A 20,927-nucleotide genomic window follows, 5' to 3' on the forward strand; every position below is an offset into this window, starting at 1 on the left:
GATGGCAGTACCAGCATTACGGATATTGCAGAAAACTACAAAGCCATGATATCATCCAAAGCATGTCAAGGAAAGGGAACTGCTTAGACAATGCTGTGGCTGAGAATTTCTTTGGGATAATGAAGTCGGAACTGCTATATGCAGAAAACTTTGATTCCCCAGAAGAATTTATCAAGGCTTTAGAAGAATATATTGACTATTATAACAATAAAAGAATAAAAATCAAGTTAAATGGTATGAGTCCAGTACAATACAGAATGACTCAATTAAATACGTAAATGTTTAACCCGTCCAACTTCTTGGGGTCACTTCAAAGGTACTTACGCTCGAAAAAATCAAAAAATAAATTTGGTTTTTTGCTCACTTATTCGTACCTTTGCACCCGCATTGTGCAAAGTCTACGTTGCCGCGATGGTGGAATGGTAGACACGAGGGACTTAAAATCCCTTGGCTATTGCAGCTGTGCGGGTTCGAGTCCCGCTCGCGGCACGTTAAGAAAAAAGGATTTGCTTTCGTGGCAAGTCCTTTTTCTTTGTCTTGAACAGGTTGTCATTCTCCTCTGTGTTGCAGTGTTGCAGTGTTGCAGTTCCAAAATAAGTTATATGAAAGTCAAAAATTAACTCTATATTTATATATAAATATAGAAGTATTTTTAGGGTATGGGAATAGCCTTGAGAGAACTGCAACACTGCAACACTGCAACAGCGAGAGCAAAATGAAAAAAATCTGGCAAGTATTCGTGAACCGCAATGAAAGATTCTTACCTTTGTAGTGTCAAATTGAAATAGCGGACAGGCGGTCTTTAAGGGTGAAAATTGCGAGGATTAAATCTAGAAATTGCGCGCATTAATGGTAGCAATAGTTTTCCTTAACAGCACCTTCTGAAAGCGAAACAAGGCGACAACGAGAGTGTTAATAAGATTATTAAGTATGTTTAGCCTATAATCTCGGAAATTTTGTTTATATTTGCAACGGAAACTAATAAGAATGAATATGAAGATAGTGATATTGGACGGGTTTACAGCTAACCCTGGCGACCTTTCATGGGAGCGGCTGGCAGCATTGGGCGAGCTGACGGTTTATGAACGGACAACGGCACAGCAGACCGTGGAAAGAGCTGCAGAGGCTGAGATTGTGCTGACAAACAAGGTATTGTTGAGGCGACAGGAAATAGAACAATTGCCCAAGTTGCGCTATATCGGGGTGTTGGCAACGGGATATAACGTGGTGGACATTGACGCCGCCTGCGAGTGTGGCATTGTGGTGACCAACGTGCCAGCCTACAGTACGGAGAGCGTGGCGCAGATGGTGTTTGCCCACCTGCTGACCGTTACCAACCGCACGGAGCACTATGCACGGCAGAACCGCGAGGGACGCTGGACGTCGAGTCCTGACTTCAGCTATTGGGACACACGGCTGACGGAGCTGGCAGGCAAGACATTCGGCATTGTGGGTCTGGGGAATATCGGCAGCCGTGTGGCTGCTATCGCCAACGCCTTTGGCATGAAGGTGATGGCCTATACCAGCAAGGAGGCCAGCCTGTTGCCACGCTATATCCACAAAGGCACGATGGCAGAAGTGCTGGAGCAGAGCGATGTGGTGAGCCTGCATTGTCCGCTGACTGACAACACCCACCACCTGATTTGTCGCGATACGCTGAAGCTGATGAAACCCACGGCCATCCTGATCAATACGGGGCGCGGTCCGCTGGTTTGCGAGGAAGATGTGGCTGAGGCTTTGAACACAGGCAGTCTCTATGCTTATTGCGCCGATGTGCTCAGCAAGGAGCCTGCCGAGGTGTCGAACCCCTTGCTGAAATGTCCTGCGGCCTACATCACTCCGCATATCGCGTGGGCTACTGAGGAAGCTCGCAGACGACTGGTCGATGTGGCTGTCGGCAATGTCTGCGCCTTCGTTGGCGGGATGCCTCAGAATGTAATTTCGGCTTAATTATTTGGCAATTAGGAAAAGTAGTCGTATCTTTGCAAGATAATTGTGAGGAAATGAGAATAAACGTTTATAGCTTCCGATATGTGGCTTTTCTGCTGGTGGCACTACTGCTGACCGCATGTGGCGCCGACAGTGGTAAGTTTAAGCTGGAAGGCCGTCTGCGCAACATGAACTTAGGCGAGTTCTGGGTGTATAGCACTGACGGAGCCTTATCCGGATTCGACACGATACCCGTGCGCAACGGCCGTTTCTCGTATGAGATAGAATTGCGCGAGCCTGCCACGCTGGTGGTGGTGTTCCCCAACTATTCAGAGCAGCCCGTGTTTGCAGAGCCAGGTGAGAAGGTACACATCAAGGGTGACGCCACTCACCTGAAGGAACTTATCATTGAGGGTACTGACGACAACGAACAAATGACTGAGTTGCGAATGGAACTGAACCAGACCACTCCGCCGGATGTCCCCAAGGTGGTGGGCGAGTTTATCCGTAGCCACTTGGAATCGCCCGCCAGCATCTATCTGCTGCAACGCTACTTTGTGATGTCGCAGACACCTGACTACCAGGAGGCCAGCAAATTGACCAAGCTGCTAATCAAGGAACAACCAGAGAGCGGACAACTGATACTGTTGGAAAAGAACCTGAAGGCATTGCAGGGGGGAGCGCTGAAAAGCAAACTGCCTGCGTTTACGGCAACTGACGTGAAAGGGCGCAAGGTGACGGAGAAAGACCTGAAGGGTAAGGTGAATGTGGTGTCCGTTTGGGCATCGTGGAGCTATAACAGCACAGACATGCAACGACGACTGGTAAATCTGAAGAAGAAATATGGCGACAAACTGGGCGTGGTGAGTATCTGTGTGGATGGAGGACCAAAAGACTGCAAACAGCGTGTGGAGCGCGACTCGGTGAAGTGGTCCACCATCTGCGACGGACGCATGTGGAACACACCGCTGCTGGCTAAGTTCGGACTGGCTGATGTGCCCGCCAACCTGATTGCTGACGAGAAAGGCACCATCGTGGAGCGAAACCTGCAGCCCCAGAAGATGGAGGAACAGATTGACCAACTGATGATGAAGTATAAGGTGAACAGCCTGTTGAAATAGTAAACAAACAAAAACTAAGATACTACCGATGAATCAGAATGAACGCAAGGCTTTCCAGGAAGTCAACGAGAGTTATACCATGGCTGAGGCCATAGCCGAGGCACAGCGATGCCTGCATTGCAAGGTGCCCCAGTGTAAGAAGGGATGTCCTATCAGCAATGATATCCCCGACTGGGTGCATGAGCTGTCAAAGGGCAACATGGGCAACGCCATCAGCATCATCCGCACCAAGAGCAACCTGCCTGCAGTCTGCGGACGCGTCTGTGCCCATGAGAAACAATGCGAGGGAAACTGCGTGCTGGGCAAGAAAGGTCAACCGCTGAACATCGGAAAACTGGAGCGATTCGTGGCAGACTTCGACTCGGAGAATGCGCTCACCCATGAGAATATCGTGGAGAAGACACGCGGTAAGGTGGCTGTCATCGGTGCCGGTCCTTCAGGTATCACGGTGGCTGGCGACCTGTCACGCATGGGCTTTGCCGTTGAGATTTTCGAGATGGAGGCTCAATGTGGCGGTGTGCTTCGCTATGGCATTCCGGAATACCGCCTGCCCAAGGAGGTCGTAGCCCGTGAGATCCGATATATTGAGAAAATGGGTGTTGTCATTCATCGCAAGACACATGTGGGTGTGGAGATTACCGTCGACACCCTCTTTGCCCAAGGCTTTGATGCCGTCTTTATCGGTACAGGACTGAGTAAGCCGAAGTCGTTGGAGATACCCATCTGGCAGAACGGACGCTGCATCTCAGAAGGCGAGGGTGCCACCAAGTGTGCCGACCTGAAGCGCATCCGTCTGGCTACCCACTTCCTGCGACGGGTAGAACTGATCTCCGAAGGATTTATGAAACGCGACGAACTGCCTGTAGACAAAGGTGCCCGTGTATTTGTCATCGGTTGTGGCAATACGGCGATGGACGCCTCACGCACAGCTCTGCGCATAGGAGCCTCCGAGGTTGACATCATCTACCATAAGGGCATTGACAGTATGTCGGCTCTGCGTGCTGAGTATGATGACGCCGTGAAGGAAGGTGTCCGCTTCAACTGGTGGAGTTCCATCCAGGAGATTCATGTGGACGACAACCTGGACATCACGGAAATCGTGCTTGAAACCAAGGAAACTGACAAGGAACCCGTTCGCAGAACGTTGCCTGCCAACAATATCATCATGGCTATTGGTGCCACACCAGCCACGAAGATTGTGCGCACGACTTCTGGATTGGATAACGATGAACATAACTTCCTGATAACCCGTGAGGTACCTTACGGAATGACTACACGCAAGGGCGTCTTTGCCGGTGGTGATGTGGTAGGCCGTCAGGCTACGGTGGTGCATGCTATGCAGGATGCCAAACTGGTGGCTGAGGGTATTGCCCAATATGTTGATGCTGTTAAACTAATTGCTGCCATAGAAGAATAATGAAAAAAGTGCTGATTCGTCTGTTGAAGTGGGTGGGTGGAACATTGCTCGCCGTTGTGCTGCTGTTCGCAGCGGTGGTTTTTGCGTTGAATACAGATATGATGCAGAACCATTTGCTGCAGGAGGCTGTTGTCTTGTTGAAGGAAAAGTTGCAGACGGAGGTCAGCATTGAAAAGATTCATGTGAACTTCTTCAGTCAGGATGTCAGTCTGCTTGGTGTGGAAGTGGAAGACCAGCAGCATCGCAAGATGTTGAAGTTGAATGAGTTGTCTGTTGACCTGGAAATCTGGCGATTGCTGGAGAATGTGGTCAGCGTGAACGACGTGAAGATAAAGGGCGTAGAGGCACGACTTTACAAACCGTCGCCCGACTCGGTAGCCAACTATCAGTTCGTGCTGGATGCCTTCAAATCGAAGAAAAAACATCGTGACAGTACGGCAAAGGATAGTGTGAAGAAACACCGGAAACTGCATGTCGACATCAGCAGGGTATGGCTGGAAAACATCAAGGTTATCTATAACAGCCAAGAGGCCGAACTGGGCTCCCTGTTTTATAAGAAAGGTGAAAATGGACGACAGGTGGCTGAGGTGAGAAACCTGAAGTCACTCTGGGTACAAAAGACCAAGAAGGGACCTGTCGATAACCAATTGCGCATCACTGCACTGAACGTTTTGGACAAGAAAGACTATATGCAACTGAGCGTTGAAGGTCTTAACTGGATGACCAATAACAACAAGCCACGTAAAAACTCCGGAAAGCCAAAGAGGGGATTCTTCGACGTAGGACACTTCAATGTGGATGCTAACATGAACATCCGTCTGGAACATCTGGCGAAAGACAGTATCGTGGCAGTCCTCACCAGTTGTCAAGCGAAAGACCCCATGTCGGGCATCGACATCACCAACCTGAAATTCAGGGTGGAGACAGACAAGAAGGTGGCACATATTAAGGATTTTTCCGTCAGTCTGCCTAACACCACACTGCGTTTTGACAATGCTACCATGCAGTTGCCCAGCAAGAAAGAAGGTCGTAGGTTGGCCTATCAGACCTCGCTCATCAAAGGCCAGACGCTGCTAAAGGATATCTCACGCGTCTTTGCACCCGTCCTGAAGAATTTCTCGGAACCTTTGCAGTTGCAGGTGGTCATGAGTGGCGACGATGAGGGTATGCAGTTCAGGGATGTCAGGGTTAACACGCTGAAGAAGGACCTGACTATCAAGGCAACGGGCTTCATCCGTGGACTGAAGGATAAATACAAGTTGCAAGTACATTTCGATGTCCAGCAGATGGTGGCACAGCGTGGCTCTAAAGAGCGCATTATCAGTCAGTTCCCTGTGAAGAAGTTCATGATGAAGCAATTGCATAACTTGGGTCGCATCGGCTATACGGGCAGCTTCGATGTGCTGTGGAAACGTGAGCAGTTCGCTGGCTTGCTGACCACGCAGACAGGTAATATCAACTTCGACTTCTTCCTCGATGAGAATACGAAATATGTACAAGGAAACGTCCGTACCGATTCCTTTGAGCTAGGCAAGGCAATGGATGTCCCTGGGTTGAAGAAGGTGGCTTGCAAGGCCAGTTTCAAGTTTGACATTTCCAAACCGCGTACAGCCATTATGCGTCGCAAGGTGGGCGGAAAACTGCCGATGGGTGAGGTGAATGCCGAGGTGTATGAGGCCAAGTATAAACTCTTGCATGTGCGGAATACCGTTGCCACCCTCAAGAGTAATGGTGCCATTGCTGAAGGCAACGTGGCTGTAAGGGGTAAGTTCGTCGATATCCTCTGCTCGTTCTCGTTTACCAATACCAATGAGATGCAGAAGATGAAGATTAAGCCTGGCATCAAGTTCCATAAGGCTTCTGACGAGGCGAAGGCTGCAAAGGCAGAACGTAAGGAACAGAAGAAACTGGAGAAGGCTGCTCGCGACTCTGTCAAACAGGTAGAGAAAGCGGCACGGAAAGCGGAGAAGGCTGCTCGTAAGGCAGAAAAAGATGCTGAAAAGGCTGCTCGTAAGGCAGAAAAAGATGCTGAAAAGGCTGCTAGGAAAGCAGCCAAAAAAGCCGAGAAGGAAGCCAGAAAGGCAGCCAAGCAAGCGGCAAAGGAAAATGCTGACGACTAAATGCCTCTTTCTGCCCAATCGCCTCTATCAAGATTACGGTAGCCGATAGCTTCAGCAATATGCTGACTTTGTACTTTCTCAGAACTGTCAAGGTCTGCTATGGTACGGGCCACCTTCAAGATGCGGCTATAAGCACGGGCTGAGAGTTTCAGACGCTCCATCGCCATACGTAGCATGTCGAGGCTTTCTGCGTCGGGTTCCGCAAATTCATGGAGCATCTTCTCACTCATCATCGCATTGCAATGGATGCCTTTGAATGGTTTGAAGCGCTCTTCTTGTATCTTCCGTGCAGCAATAACCCTTTCACGAACTTTCTCACTGGGTTCTCCTGGCTGCATCTGGCTGAGTTGAGCAAACGGCACGGCCTGTATCTCGCAGTGAATATCAATACGGTCGAGTAAGGGACCGGATATTTTATTCATGTAATGTTGTATCTGACCTGGCGTGCACACGCAGTTGTGCGTAGGATCACCATAATACCCACAAGGACAAGGGTTCATGGAAGCAATAAGCATGAACGAACACGGGTATTCCACATTATATTTGGCTCGGCTGATGGTAATTTTGCGGTCTTCCAGGGGTTGGCGCAAAACTTCCAGCACCGAGCGACTCAGCTCGGGCATCTCGTCGAGGAAGAGCACACCATTATGCGCCAGTGAAATCTCACCCGGTTGTGGGTTCGTACCACCTCCTACGAGTGCAACTTGCGAGATGGTATGGTGGGGTGCTCGGAAGGGACGCTGACTGATGAGGCTTGTCTCACGGTCCAACTTGCCTGCCACGCTATGTATCTGCGTGGTTTCCAGACTTTCTGCCAACGATAAAGGTGGAAGAATAGAAGGCAGACGCTTGGCCAGCATTGATTTGCCGCTTCCGGGAGGACCTATCATGATAAGGTTATGTCCGCCTGCTGCAGCTACCTCCAGCGCACGTTTTACGCTTTCTTGTCCGCGAACGTCACTGAAGTCTAATTCGTAGTGATTCTGCTGTTCGTAAAACTCCTTACGGGTATCGATGAATGTAGGCTCTTGCGTCTTTGCACCATTAAAAAACTGTACGACGTCCATCAGTGTGTCCATTCCATACACCTCTAGTTGGTTGACAACAGCTGCTTCGCGGATATTCTGATTTGGTACGATGAGTCCTTTGTATTTCTCTGCACGGGCACGGATTGCAATGGGGAGTGCGCCACGGACAGGCTGGAGGCGTCCGTCCAGTCCCAGTTCACCTACCATCATATATTTGTCAAGCATTTCGCTCTCTACCTTGCCGTTGGCGGCAAGGATTCCGATAGCCAGTGGAAGGTCGTAACTACTGCCTTCCTTCTTGATGTCTGCAGGCGACAGGTTAACGGTAATGTCCATTGTCGGCATCTTAAATCCGTTGTTTGTCAATGCCGCCCTGATGCGGTCGTAACTCTCCTTGACGGCAGTATCAGCCAGTCCTGTCAGGTGAAATTGTACGCCACGCGCCATGCTCACTTCTACTGTGACAGTGGTGACTTCCAGGCCGTTGACGGCAGCACAATAGGTCTTTACTAGCATATTCTTTTGTTGTTTTTCTGTACAAAGGTACAATATTTCCTTGAAAATGATTAACTTTGCAGCAATAAATTATCAAACTACTGAACGATGAAGCGAATATTGTTGTTTTTTGTGTTCCTGTTGTGTGTTGTATTGACACAGGCGGCAGAGAATTATCCTTATCGTAGTGATTATCTTTGGGTCACTGTCCCTGACCATGCCGACTGGCTGTATCAATGTGGTGAGAAGGCTACTGTAGAAGTACAGTTCTATAAGTATGGCGTCCCGCGTAATGGTGTGGTAGAGTGGGAGGTTGGTACGGACTTGCTTCCTGCAGACCAAAAAGGTACGGTCAACTTGAAGAACGGCCGTGCCAAGATTCAGATGGGGACAGCGAAGAAACCGTCGTTCCGAGACCTGAGATTGAAGATGACGCTGGACGGGGTGACCTACGAGCATCATGTAAAAGTAGGATTCTCGGCTGATAAGATCCAGCCGTTTACCAAGGAACCAAAGGATTTCTGGCAGTTCTGGCAACAAAATCTGGAAGAGGCCAAGAAGTTCCCCTTAAACTACACAAAGGAATATGTGAAGGAAATGTCGAACAGCAAAGTGGATGCATGGCGACTGAAAATCAGTCTGGACCGAGAGCGCCATTCGTTTTATGCCTATCTGCTGATGCCGAAAGGAGCCAAACCCGGATCTTGTCCTGTGGTGCTGACACCTCCAGGTGCTGGTGTTAAGCCCATCCGCGATGCAACGACGCGCCGCTTCTATCCCGAGAGTGGCTTTATTCGGATGGCGCTGGATATCCACGGTCTCAATCCGACGCTCAGCGAAGAGGTGTTTGCAGAGATTCGTGCGGCCTTCGACAATAAAGGCAATGCTTATCTGCGACAGGGATTGGAGGACCGTAACCTTTATTATATGAAACATGTCTATTTGGGATTGGTGCGTTGTATTGACCTGTTGACGTCGTTGCCTGAATGGGACGGACGTAATGTTATTATGCAAGGCGGTAGTCAAGGTGGTGCTTTGGCACTAATTGGAACGGCCCTTGACAGTCGTGTTACCCTCTGCGTGGCTAATCATCCGGCGCTTAGCGATATGGCTGCAGGCTCTGCCAACCTGACCAGTGGCTATCCTCATTTTACCAAGGAGAGTGGTGCTTATAGTGATGCTTGCATGAAAACGCTTCCTTATTATGATGTGGTCAACTTTGCCCGCCATATCAAGGTGCCTGTATACATGACGTGGGGATATAACGACAATACGTGTCCGCCAACAACGTCGTATGCCGTATGGAATGTACTCGCAGGTCCCAAAGAATCTCTGCTTACCCCCATCAACGAACATTGGACGAGCGATGCGACGGACCGTGGACAGATGGAATGGATGCGAAAACATTTGAAATGATGAGATTGACCGATAAGGAAATCAAAGTGGTAGCTTTTGATGCTGACGATACACTTTGGGATTGTCAGTCGTGGTTCGACGATGTCGAACGTGAATGTGGCGAATTGTTAAAACCATGGGCTACGCAAGAGGAGGTGACGAAGGGGCTTTTCGCCACTGAGCGCGGTAATATGGAACTGCTCGGTTATGGCACTAAGGCTTTTACCATCTCCTTGGTGGAGAATGCGGTAAAGATGACACATGGAGAAATTACGGGCGACATCGTGTTGAGGCTGATAGAACTGGGGAAGAGTCTGCTGCGTTTTCCTACCAATCCACTACCGGAGGTCAAAGAGACGCTGAAAAGGTTGTATGACGACGGACGTTACCGTCTGGTCGTATTCACAAAAGGAGAGCTGCTCGATCAGGAAAGCAAGTTGAAACGCTCAGGCCTTGCAGGTTTCTTTGAGTATATGGAGACAGTGTCAAATAAGGGTATGGATGAGTATGTCGCTTTGTGTGAACATCTGGGTGTCAGCCCTAACGAGATGGTGATGGTTGGCAACTCCTTCCGTTCTGATATTGCACCGGCGCTGGCCGTTGGTTGCTTCACTATTCATATTCCCTATCATGTGGTGTGGGAGTTGGAAAAGTCAGAAGAATATCCACATGAGCACTTGCAAAAGATATCAGCATTTAGTGAGATTTTGGACATTCTTTCTGTAAAGTGAGCCTATAACCCACATACAGCCTATAAATATATATATAAGGTATAGTTGCAGCGTGGTGAGATGGATGTTTTCTATGCTACTATGTGGTAATATGGCAATATGGCTTAGCAATAGGTTCATTAGCGAGACAATAGTTGATAGAGACATGACTAGCAGTTGTTGCAGACTGCTCCACCAAAATACCACCATACAGGTCAGTGTCAAATAAAGGATGATGGTTGTCAGGGGGACAACTAGGTAGTTGCTGAGTAGGAAGTACGTGGAAAAGCGGCCGAAGTAGTAGGCGACAAGCGGTGCAGTTCCTATTTGTGCAGCTAACGAAACGGTAGTCAACCCCCAGAAGATATTCAGCCACCGGTGACGTTGCAGGACAGGAAGGGGAATAATCGTGGTAAATAACGGGTTAATCAGCACGATTGCCAATACGGCCGCGAAGGAAAGCTGAAATCCAATGTCATAGAGTGCGAAGGGGTTGATGACTAGCATGATAATTGCCGTAAAGGCTAATGTGTTGACTGACATGCGTTCGCGATAGCCCAATGAAAGCAGCGCATAAACTGTTATCATAAAAGCAGCTCGCATAATGCTTGGTGACAAACCGGTGAGAAAGGCAAAAAACCAGATGGCTAGTACGGTTATCATCTGTGACAAAGTACGAAAGCGCCACCATCCAACAAACAACGTGACGACAACATAGATGATCATCAGGTGCATTCCGCTGAGAGCCAGTACATGAGTTGCTCCTACACGGGAGTATATGTCTCTCAGTTCGGTGCCTATCTGTGATTTGTCGCCTAATGTCATAGCTGCAATGATGCCATATACTTGACTGCCTAATTCCCATTGTTGATAGTGTAGCAGTAGTCGATGGCGTAGACGAAGTAGGCGAAGCCTGGCTTTCTCAATCAGGGGAAATCCTTCCAGCGATACAGCTCTTGGCTGCCAATATCCTTTCCGGATAAATGTCTCGCCGGCAAAGTTATGGCATTGCATATAGCGTTGGTAGTCGAAATGGTTTTGTCGCCATTGGTGGATGGGCGTGACCTTCGACAAAATCTGTATGCCCTCTCCGATTGTGATGTGCTCACTGGCCTCGTCTCTGACAATGCGACACTTAATCTTTCGATGATGCTGTGCTGTCAGTGCATCGAATGTAACCACTTTTTCCTTAATGACAGGCTCACTAGTCACCACAACCTCTTGGTAGATAAGCTCTTGGGGCCATTTTGTCTTTAGTTGCTGTCCTCTCATGCTGCTGAGCATCGCTCCTAACACAAGTGTGCAGCCCCATATGCCAACAGTTTGGCAGCGTGGGAATCGGCGTAAAAGACAACTGATGAGCAACAAGGGAGTCAAATAATAGAATCCCTTGCTCCAATTGTCTAAATATCCTCCCAATGTGATACCAATGATGAGGGAGATAGCCAGCGGAAGAAGTGGCGCATGAAGTTTCATGGATGCAAAGGTACAGTTTTTTGATAGATATTTTAGTTAAATAATCATAAAAGTTTTAATTTAAGATATTCTAGTGCACATTATTAAATTGAAAAGCAGTACCTTTGCAGTCCGATTATTGGGGGAGAGACTTAGAATCCTCCGTGGGCCGTGTGTAAATAGTAGTGTCTTTGGCCGGGCATTGCGGTTTGTGAATCATGGTTCAGCACAGACGTTAGACTGCGAGCAGGGCATTAGACTCCCTGTGCGTGGTAAGTGTGTGCATAATAGTGAAAAGAAAATTGTTTTTTAGTAGTAAAATTTAAAAAGAGAAATGAACACTTTAAGTTACAAGACCGTTTCCGTATCAAAGGAAGCTGCTCGTGAGCAGAAGGAATGGGTGGTCATCGATGCTACCGATCAGGTAGTTGGTCGCCTCGCTTCTAAAGTAGCTAAGATTATTCGCGGAAAGTACAAGCCCACCTTCACTCCTAATCAGGATTGTGGTGACAATGTAATCATCATCAATGCCGCTAAGGTGGTTTTCACTGGTAAGAAAGAGACTGATAAGGTTTACACCCGTTACACTGGTTATCCCGGTGGTCAGCGCTTCAATACACCTGCAGAGCTCCGCAAGAAGCCGTTTGGTGTTGAGCGTATCATCAAACACGCCGTTAAGGGTATGCTCCCCAAGGGCCCCCTCGGACGGAGCCTGCTGAACAACCTCTTCATTTATGAGGGTACCGAACACAAGCACGAGGCTCAGAAGCCAAAGGCTATTGATATTAACCAGTATAAATAAATAAGGAACGATGGAACAGATCAATGCAATAGGTCGTCGTAAGAGCTCTGTAGCTCGCGTTTACCTCACCGAAGGAACGGGTAAAATCACGATCAACAAGAAAGACTTGGAAGTATACTTCCCCTCTGCCATCCTGCAGTATGTTGTTAAGCAGCCGCTGAACCTGCTGGAGGTCGCTGAGAAATATGACATCAAGGCCAACCTCGACGGTGGTGGTTTCACTGGACAAAGCCAGGCTCTTCGCCTCGCTATCGCCCGTGCCCTCGTTAAGGTAAATGCCGAAGATAAGAAGAACCTGAAGGATCACGGCTTCTTGACTCGCGACTCTCGTGAGGTTGAGCGTAAGAAGCCCGGACAGCCCAAGGCTCGTCGCCGCTTCCAGTTCAGTAAGCGTTAATCATACTGAACAAGGTTTAGTATCTAAACTGACGGGACTCTGGCTAGTACAACTAGACTACCCGCCGGTTGATCTAACAAAGGATTAAAAAGAAAGTAAACAACAAAAAGAAAAAGAAAAATGGCAAGAACTAATTTTGATCAATTGCTGCAGGCTGGCTGCCACTTTGGCCACCTGAAGCGTAAGTGGAACCCAGCAATGGCTCCCTACATCTATACCGAGCGTAACGGTATTCACATCATTGACCTGCATAAGACTGTAGCAAAGATTGACGAGGCTGCAGACGCACTGAAGCAGATTGCCAAGAGCGGCAAGAAAGTGTTGTTCGTCGCTACTAAAAAACAGACTAAGGAAATCATCGCCGAGAAAGCTCAGAGCGTTGGTATGCCTTACGTCATTGAGCGCTGGCCGGGTGGTATGTTGACCAACTTCCCGACTATCCGCAAGGCCGTTAAGAAAATGGCGAACATAGACAAACTGATGCAGGATGGTACTTACAGCAACCTTTCAAAGCGTGAGTTGCTGCAGGTAACCCGTCAGCGCGCCAAGTTGGAGAAGAACCTCGGTTCTATTGCTGACCTGACCCGTCTGCCTTCAGCCCTTTTCGTTGTTGACGTGATGAAGGAGCAGATTGCCGTTAAGGAAGCTAACCGTCTTGGTATCCCCGTATTTGGTATCGTTGACACCAACTCTGATCCCAAGAATATCGACTTTGTTATCCCCGCTAATGACGATGCCAAGGACAGTGTAGAGGCTATCCTTACCGCTTGCTGCAACGCCATCAACGAAGGTGTTGAGGAACGTAAGGTAGAGAAGGCCGACGAGAAGGCTGCTGACGCTCAGGTTGAGGCAGAGGCTGAAGAGGCAAAGCCCAAGCGCCAGGCTCGCAAGACCCGCAAGGCTGCTGAAGAGGGAACTCCTGTTGCTGAAGAGGCTGCAGAGTAAGATAAGAATTAAAGATTATAGATTAAAAGTTAAAGAATAAAATGGCTATTTCAATTGATGATATCAAGAAGCTTCGCGCTATGACTGGTGCAGGTCTGGCTGATGTAAAGAAGGCTCTGACCGAGGCTGAGGGCGACTTCGATAAGGCAAAAGAACTGCTCCGTGAGCGTGGTCTCGCTATCGCTGCAAAGCGTTCTGACCGTGAGACATCTAATGGTTGTGTTCTCGTAAAGGCTGTTGATGGCTTTGCTGCTATGATTGCCTTGAAGTGTGAGACAGACTTTGTTGCCAACGGTGCTGACTTTATCGCCCTGACTCAGAGCATTCTGGATGCCGCTATTGCCAACAAGTGCAAGGATATTGAGGCTGTTAAGGCTCTCAACATCAATGGCCAGACTGCTCAGGAGGCTGTTACACAGCGTTCTGGTATCACTGGCGAGAAGATGGAACTCGACGGCTACCTCGTGCTCGAGGGAGAGAATATTGAGGTTTACAACCACATGGGCAAGAACACCCTGTGCACCATGGTACAGCTCAACAAGAACGCTGCTGAGGTAGGTCACAAGCTGGCTATGCAGGTTGCTGCCATGAAGCCCGTTGCGCTGAATGCAGAGAGCGTTGACCAGAAGATTCTCGACGAGGAGTACAAGACCGCTGTTGAGAAGACCAAGCTCGAGCAGGTTGAGAAGTACGTAGAGGTTGTTCTGAAGAAGGCTGGCATCAACCCCAACCTCGTTGACTCTGAGGACCATATTGAGAGCAACATGGCTAAGGGCTGGCTCACTCAGGAGCAGGCTGACGAGGCCCGCAAGCTGAAGGAGAGCGCTGCTGCCGAGAAGGCTGCTTCGCTGAACCAGAACATGATAGAGAACATTGCCAAGGGCCGTGTTCAGAAGTTCTTAAAGGAGAACTGCCTGGTTGACCAGGAGTTCCAGTTCGGTGACGGCGACAAGGCTACCGTTTCTCAGTGGCTTGCCCAGCAGGACAAGGAGCTGAAGATTGTAGACTTCAAGCGCTTCACACTGGTTGCTGAGTAATCACATTCAGTAGATAATTATCCAAGCATCCCGATTCACAACAGCGTGAGTCGGGATGCTTTTTTATGCTCGTCATGTGGTGGCACGTTGAACTATTTCAATGCTCGAATCAGGAAGTCGCTCGCGTAGTCGGTGGTGCGGTAGACGTTCTGTCCGAATCCGTGGTCGAAATACTCCTGCAACACGTATTCCGAGCCTTTCCAAAGCTGATGGTAGCGCTCGCCATAGGTGTAAGGAACTACGCGATCGGCATTCCCGTGGATAATTAGGGCTGGCCCCTGGTAATGGGCTGCCGTCTCATAGATAGGCAGTGAGAAGGCTGTCTTGATGTATTTCGCACCGAGTTTCTGACCTGGCCAAAGTTCTACAAACTCTGGAGGGTCCAAGGGGTTGAACTGCTTTCCGAAGACAGAACCGCGGATGGCGTCGTCACGCAGTACGGCAGCAGGCGCCATCAGCACCACGGCACTGATGTCCGTATTCAGTTCTCCAGCCGTCATTGAGGCAACCACTCCACCCTGTGAATGACCAACTAAAGCGATTTTGCCGACGTATGGTAGACGCTTGACAAAGGCAACAACCTTCTTGGCATCTTCTATCTCGTTGGGCACGGTCATGTCCTGGAACTTTCCTTCGCTCTCTCCGTGTCCGTTGAAATCAAAACGGATGCTGGCAATGCCATGCTTCTGAAGAGAATCGGCAACCAACTCAAACAGCGGGCCCTCCTTGCGCCCCCCGAAGCCGTGGCAGAAGACAACCATCGGGCAATGCTCACCCTGCTTCAGGGCAGGCTTCTGAACGATGGCAGCCAGTTTGCCGTGGTCACCGTCTATTGTCACGCGCGTTTTCGTAGGAACAAACCCTGTAGGGCGCAATTCCTTCAGGTACTTGTCCACCTTGTAGGGCAACACCGTAGAAAGCGCCACCTTGCCATCCTTGTCAATGACAACCATTGAGGGAATCCACTTCACCCCATAAGCCTTGGCAATGTCCGTCTCACGGAATTTCTTCAGTTCTGATACCTGCGTATATGTTATGCCAAATAGCTGACACGCTTTCTTCCACGCTGCTACGTCGGTGTCCATGGATATTCCGATGAACTCGACTCCCTGCGGTCCGTATTCCTGATGCATGCGGACTACCTCAGGGGCGTCCTTACGGCAATCCGGGCACCATGAGGCCCAAAAGTCAAGGACAACGGTCTTACCCTTCAGTTTTGATAGTTGGAATGTTTTTCCGTCAATGGTTTTCATCTTAAAGTCTGGCGCCATCGTACCGGGCTTAATCAGGTCGGTGGCATACTTGCCGTCAAAGTCTGGCTCGCCAAACTGAGCGTTAGCAGAAAGGGTTGCAATGAGCAACACCATGCTTAGGAATAGTTTTTTCATCCGTTATAAGTGATTAATTAGACATGTCATGATTGCGCCTTTCGCTGCTCGTAGATTTCAAGGCTGTTGATGATATTCTGCCATAGCACGTAACAGCCGGCACCCACCGAGGCTACAGGATTCAGATACATATAGGCCACCCAGATACTGAGTGCTGTATTCTTCTGGAACAGCGCCTGACCGGCGTTGATTTCCTCGCCCAGCCAACGGCCTATGCCACGACCGATGGCAAATTGTACGAAGCAAAGCAGAAAGGTGGCTATGGCAATGAGCAGGAGCAGCAGGATGGTTGCTTCGCTGTGCACGATATTCTTAACCGTGATGCCCGTAGTGATGCTAAGTGATATCGCCCAGAAATAGAAACTGAGATTGGGCATTGATACTATGCGACGATGTAATCCATAAAGATAGTGCTGAATAAACCATCCTAATACAAGAGGCAGTAGTAACACGATAGATACTTTCTGAAGGATGACAAGAAAAGCTGATAGAAAATCAACGTGAATCACCTGTTCTAGGATGGGGAACACTAAAGGGATAAGTACTGCGGAAACCATTGACGATAATAAGGTGTAGGTGGTCATCGTAGATATGTTGCCTCCTAACTTGCCTGCCACTACAGGAGCGGCAGAAGCTGAAGGCCCAATGATACATGTCAGCACAGCCTCCCATAATAACTTAGAGGTAATTGGGGAAGAGTGGTCGGGGAGAGACTCTACCCAGAAGATGATGCCGATGTTGACCGCTACCATCAACAGCTGAGCGGCTAATATACCAACGTGCCAGCGATGAGGGCGCATTTGGTGATAGTCCACTTTGCAGAATGTAACCAGCAAGGTTAGGAAGACGAACAGCGGGAATATCAAGTCGAATACAGGCCCCAGTGCATCACCTGCTGCATCAAGTCCAGGAACCCAGTAAAACAGCAGGTAGCACGTCGACCCAATGGCAATCGCCACGGGCAGTGTCCAGTCTTTGATAAATTGAATCAATTGTTTCATTTCTTTTCAAGTGCAAAGGTATGAATTATTTTCTAAAACGATATTGTTTTTATGGAAAAAGCAGTATCTTTGCATGACTATATGACTGTTTTCGCATGACATGAATAGGGAAAGAGAAATCTATAAGGTGACGCTGGTTGGCAGCGTTGGCAATGCGATCCTGCTGACGTTTAAGTTTGTTGCGGGTATTGTTGGTAACAGTTCTGCCATGATTGCCGATGCAGTGCATTCTTTGTCCGACTTTGTGACAGATATCTTAGTATTGGTGTTTGTAAGCATCAGCGCCAAGCCTCAGGACCAGTCACATGACTATGGACATGGTAAATTTGAAACCATTGCATCGTTTTTGATAGCCTTGGCATTAATGGCGGCAGCAACGGGCATCGTGGTATCAGGATTCCAGAAGTCCCTGTCGTGGTTAGACGGAAATGAACTTAAGGCTCCTGGTTGGATAGCTTTGTGGGCAGCCTTGCTGTCAATTGCCATTAAAGAATTGCTCTATCAATACACTATGCATAGAGCCCGGAAACTTGACTCACAAGTAATGGTCGCTAATGCCTGGCATCACCGCAGTGACTCCCTTTCATCGATTGGTGCAGCAATTGGTATCGGACTGGCTATTTGGTTGGGACAGCGTTGGACAGTACTTGACCCATTAGCTTCCATAGTTGTGGGACTGATGTTGGTCAAGGTGGCTTATGAACTACTTAAGACGAGTATGGGGGAACTGACAGAGTGTTCGTTGCCCGAAGAAACGGAAAACGAAATAATAGAGATTATTCTGTCGTTCAACGATGTTGGGCAACTGCATAATTTGCGTACTCGTCGTATTGGCAACCGTATCGCTATTGAAGCTCATGTGCGAATGGATGGACAACTCCCTTTATATGTTGTCCATGAACGAGCAACAACGATTGAGCAAAAGTTGAAGGAGCGCTTCGGTCCAACGACGCATGTATCACTCCATATGGAGCCTGTGAAATAAAAAAGCGAGTCATTATGTGGCTCGCTTTTTTGTTCATGTTATAGATTTGCTAATGCTATCACTTTGTCAACGGCTGTGCTAAGACCATCAACATTCTTTCCGCCTGCCTGGGCAAAGTGAGGCTGTCCGCCTCCGCCACCCTGAATCAGTTTGGCAGCCTCGCGTACCATCTGGCCGGCATTCAATCCATGGTCGCTGACCATATCGTCGCTCATCATGATGGAGAGCTGTGGCTTATTGTTCTCGTGCGAACCGATGACGCAGAGCAGTGAGCCGTCGACTGCGGCGCGAATCTTAAAGGTCAGGTCCTTGGCAGCAGCAGGTGACATGGGTAGTACGCTGGTAATGACCTTGACGCCATTCACCTCGCGAGCCTTCTCAACCAGTCGTTGGGCAGCGCGCTCAACAGCCTGAGTCTGGAAACCTTCAATCTCCTTCTTCATGTGATCGTGCTCTTCGATATACTTCTGAATGACACCTTGCAGGTCTTTGGCATTGTTGAAGAATGACTTGATGTTCTTCAGAATGTCCTCCATCTGGTAGAGGCGCTCCTCGCAGTCGCGCCCTGTCGTAGCTTCTATTCGACGTATACCGGCTGCTACACTGCTCTCAGAGAGAATCTTGAAGAATCCGATACGGCCAGTAGAAGTGGCGTGAATACCTCCGCAGAACTCGCATGAAGGACCGAAGCGAACCACGCGAACCTTGTCACCATATTTTTCACCGAAGAGGGCGATGGCGCCGAGTTTTTTAGCTTCATCAAAAGGCACGTCACGGTGTTCGTCGATGTGGATGTCCTGACGAATCATGTCGTTGACCATCCGCTCTACCTGACGTAGTTGTTCGTCAGTGACTTTCTCAAAGTGAGAGAAGTCGAAACGAAGGGTATCGGGACTAACGAATGAACCCTTCTGTTCCACATGGTCGCCCAAGATTTGCTTCAATGAGTAGTCAAGCAGGTGGGTAGCCGTATGGTTGGCAGCTGATGCATTGCGCTTGTCTGTGTCGACGCAGGCCATGAATTCAGCCGCAGGGTCCTTGGGCAGTTGCTTGACGATGTGGACGCTCTGATTGTTCTCACGCTTGGTGTCTACAATCTCCACGGTCTCGTTCTCGTTGACGAGCACACCACAGTCACCTACCTGTCCACCCATTTCACCATAGAAGGGAGTGGCATCGAGCACAAGCTCGTAGAACTCATTCTTCTTTTGGGTTACCTTTCGGTAGCGGAGAATATGACAGTTGTATTCGGTATAGTCGTAGCCTACAAACTGTTGTTCGCCCTGTTCCAGTTCTACCCAATCGCTGTTCTCCACAGCAGCGGCATTACGGGCACGGTCTTTCTGTTTCTGCATCTCTACATTGAACTGCTCCTCGTCGACGGTAAAGCCATTCTCACGACAAATCAGTTCTGTGAGGTCGAGTGGGAAACCATAGGTGTCGAACATACGGAAAGCCTGAACACCATCCAACTGGTCCTTGCCCTGAGCCTTCAGCTCTTCCATTGCCTTATCGAGCAGCGAGATACCTTTGTCGAGGGTGCGAAGGAAGGAATCTTCCTCTTCCTTGATGACCTTGGTAATCAACTGCTGTTGAGCCTTCAGCTCGGGGAAGGCATCGCCCATCTCATGAACGAGGGTGGGGATGAGCTTATAGAGGAAACCGTCTTTCTGACCAAGGAAAGTGTAAGCATAGCGAACGGCACGGCGAAGGATGCGACGAATCACATAACCGGCCTTTGCATTGGAAGGCAACTGTCCGTCGGCAATCGAGAAAGCTACGGCACGCAGATGGTCTGCACAGACACGCATGGCTACGTTGATGTCGTCCTGTTCTTTGCTGATAGGATTCTCTGTTTCTTCCTCAAAGGTGAAATATTTCAGACCAGTGATGTCCTGCTCGGCCTTGATAATAGGTTGGAATACATCGGTATCGTAGTTGGAGTGCTTGCCCTGCATCATGCGAACCAAGCGCTCAAAGCCCATACCGGTATCAATAACGTTCATAGAAAGCTTCTCCAGCGAGCCGTCTGCTTTTCGATTGAACTGCATGAACACCAAATTCCATATCTCAATGACCTGAGGATCATCCTTATTCACGAGTTCACGGCCAGACTTGCCTGAGCCAGCTTTCTGCTCAGGGGTACGGCTGTCAACGTGAATCTCGGAGCAAGGACCGCAGGGACCTGTATCACCCATTTCCCAGAAGTTGTCGTGCTTGTTGCCGTTGATGATATGATCCTCGGGAACATGCTTAGCCCAATATTTGGCAGCCTCGTCATCACGCGGGATATTTTCTTCTGGAGAGCCCTCGAATACGGTGACATACAGGTCGGCAGGATTCAGTTTGAGCACATCAACTAGATACTCCCAAGCCATATCAATGGCACCTTCCTTGAAATAATCGCCGAAACTCCAGTTGCCCAGCATCTCGAACATGGTGTGGTGGTAGGTGTCGTGGCCTACCTCTTCCAAGTCGTTGTGCTTACCGCTGACACGCAGACACTTTTGGGTGTCAGCACGACGACGGGGCTCTGGGTCGCGCGTTCCTAATATGATGTCCTTCCACTGGTTCATACCAGCGTTGGTGAACATCAGCGTGGGGTCGTCCTTGATGACCATCGGTGCAGAAGGCACGATAGCATGCTGCTTCGACTCGAAGAACTTCTTGTACGAGTCGCGAATCTCATTAGCTGTCATCAT

At 49.1% G+C, this 20,927-nt stretch carries 17 protein-coding genes and 1 tRNA gene; 13 read left to right on the top strand and 5 right to left on the bottom strand.

Annotation, left to right across the window (positions count from 1 at the left end; all coding sequences use genetic code 11):
• The 6 genes from BLU47_RS10310 to BLU47_RS14820 form a co-directional block, all read left to right on the top strand.
• Positions 1-278, top strand: a 278-nt coding sequence (locus BLU47_RS10310; RefSeq protein ID WP_143025518.1) for an IS3 family transposase, incomplete at its 5' end; no start/stop codon positions are given.
• A 127-nt stretch (positions 279-405) separates the two neighbouring features.
• Positions 406-489, top strand: a tRNA-Leu gene (locus BLU47_RS10315).
• A 504-nt stretch (positions 490-993) separates the two neighbouring features.
• Positions 994-1,950, top strand: a complete 957-nt coding sequence (locus BLU47_RS10325) for a D-2-hydroxyacid dehydrogenase (RefSeq protein WP_091962393.1) — start codon at positions 994-996, stop codon at positions 1,948-1,950.
• A gap of 53 nt (positions 1,951-2,003) precedes the next feature.
• Positions 2,004-3,050 carry a TlpA disulfide reductase family protein gene (locus BLU47_RS10330; RefSeq protein WP_091962144.1) on the top strand — a complete coding sequence of 349 codons (1,047 nt, stop codon included), beginning with the start codon at positions 2,004-2,006 and terminating at the stop codon, positions 3,048-3,050.
• A 28-nt stretch (positions 3,051-3,078) separates the two neighbouring features.
• Positions 3,079-4,467, top strand: coding sequence for an NAD(P)-dependent oxidoreductase (locus tag BLU47_RS10335; protein WP_091962146.1), 1,389 nt, complete (start codon positions 3,079-3,081; stop codon positions 4,465-4,467).
• On the top strand, positions 4,467-6,587 hold the full coding sequence (locus BLU47_RS14820; protein ID WP_176780547.1) for an AsmA family protein: 2,121 nt from the start codon (positions 4,467-4,469) through the stop codon (positions 6,585-6,587). Before BLU47_RS10335 ends, BLU47_RS14820 begins: the two co-directional genes overlap by 1 nt.
• Here BLU47_RS14820 and BLU47_RS10345 read toward each other — a convergent pair.
• Positions 6,584-8,131, bottom strand: a complete 1,548-nt coding sequence (locus tag BLU47_RS10345; RefSeq protein ID WP_091962148.1) for a YifB family Mg chelatase-like AAA ATPase — start codon at positions 8,129-8,131, stop codon at positions 6,584-6,586. The genes BLU47_RS14820 and BLU47_RS10345 overlap by 4 nt on opposite strands.
• A gap of 87 nt (positions 8,132-8,218) precedes the next feature.
• Between BLU47_RS10345 and BLU47_RS10350 the strand changes: the two genes are divergently transcribed.
• Together BLU47_RS10350 and BLU47_RS10355 are read left to right on the top strand one after the other, a co-directional pair.
• The gene (locus BLU47_RS10350; protein ID WP_091962150.1) at positions 8,219-9,526 is read left to right on the top strand and encodes an acetylxylan esterase; all 1,308 of its coding nucleotides are present in this window, start codon (positions 8,219-8,221) and stop codon (positions 9,524-9,526) included.
• Complete coding sequence (locus BLU47_RS10355) at positions 9,523-10,236, top strand: HAD family hydrolase (protein ID WP_369796977.1); 714 nt, start codon at positions 9,523-9,525, stop codon at positions 10,234-10,236. Before BLU47_RS10350 ends, BLU47_RS10355 begins: the two co-directional genes overlap by 4 nt.
• On the opposite strand, the gene BLU47_RS10360 is transcribed toward BLU47_RS10355, so the two are convergent.
• A complete protein-coding gene (locus BLU47_RS10360; RefSeq protein ID WP_091962152.1) occupies positions 10,195-11,691 on the bottom strand; it encodes a ComEC/Rec2 family competence protein in 1,497 nt (498 codons plus the stop codon). The two genes, BLU47_RS10355 and BLU47_RS10360, sit on opposite strands and share 42 nt — an antisense overlap.
• A gap of 313 nt (positions 11,692-12,004) precedes the next feature.
• Between BLU47_RS10360 and rplM the strand changes: the two genes are divergently transcribed.
• The 4 genes from rplM (at position 12,005) to tsf (ending at position 14,851) form a co-directional block, all read left to right on the top strand.
• Positions 12,005-12,472 (top strand): 50S ribosomal protein L13, encoded by a 468-nt coding sequence (gene rplM / locus BLU47_RS10365; RefSeq protein WP_091962154.1) that lies wholly within the window; start codon positions 12,005-12,007, stop codon positions 12,470-12,472.
• A gap of 10 nt (positions 12,473-12,482) precedes the next feature.
• Positions 12,483-12,869, top strand: coding sequence for a 30S ribosomal protein S9 (gene rpsI, locus BLU47_RS10370; RefSeq protein ID WP_091962156.1), 387 nt, complete (start codon positions 12,483-12,485; stop codon positions 12,867-12,869).
• A 120-nt stretch (positions 12,870-12,989) separates the two neighbouring features.
• Complete coding sequence (gene rpsB / locus BLU47_RS10375; protein ID WP_091962157.1) at positions 12,990-13,814, top strand: 30S ribosomal protein S2; 825 nt, start codon at positions 12,990-12,992, stop codon at positions 13,812-13,814.
• Positions 13,815-13,855: 41 nt separating this feature from the next.
• Entirely contained in the window at positions 13,856-14,851 is a 996-nt protein-coding gene (tsf, locus tag BLU47_RS10380) for a translation elongation factor Ts (protein WP_091962159.1), read from the top strand.
• A gap of 92 nt (positions 14,852-14,943) precedes the next feature.
• On the opposite strand, the gene BLU47_RS10385 is transcribed toward tsf, so the two are convergent.
• The gene (locus BLU47_RS10385; RefSeq protein ID WP_091962162.1) at positions 14,944-16,239 is read right to left on the bottom strand and encodes an alpha/beta fold hydrolase; all 1,296 of its coding nucleotides are present in this window, start codon (positions 16,237-16,239) and stop codon (positions 14,944-14,946) included.
• 26 nt (positions 16,240-16,265) lie between these two features.
• Entirely contained in the window at positions 16,266-17,240 is a 975-nt protein-coding gene (locus BLU47_RS10390) for a transporter (protein ID WP_091962165.1), read from the bottom strand.
• An 85-nt stretch (positions 17,241-17,325) separates the two neighbouring features.
• Between BLU47_RS10390 and BLU47_RS10395 the strand changes: the two genes are divergently transcribed.
• Complete coding sequence (locus BLU47_RS10395) at positions 17,326-18,225, top strand: cation diffusion facilitator family transporter (RefSeq protein WP_369796979.1); 900 nt, start codon at positions 17,326-17,328, stop codon at positions 18,223-18,225.
• A gap of 38 nt (positions 18,226-18,263) precedes the next feature.
• Here BLU47_RS10395 and alaS read toward each other — a convergent pair whose 3' ends face one another.
• Positions 18,264-20,927: an alanine--tRNA ligase gene (alaS, locus tag BLU47_RS10400; RefSeq protein ID WP_091962171.1), complete on the bottom strand. Its 2,664-nt coding sequence runs from the start codon at positions 20,925-20,927 to the stop codon at positions 18,264-18,266.

The organism is Prevotella sp. tc2-28 (assembly GCF_900107705.1).
Lineage (GTDB): Bacteria > Bacteroidota > Bacteroidia > Bacteroidales > Bacteroidaceae > Prevotella.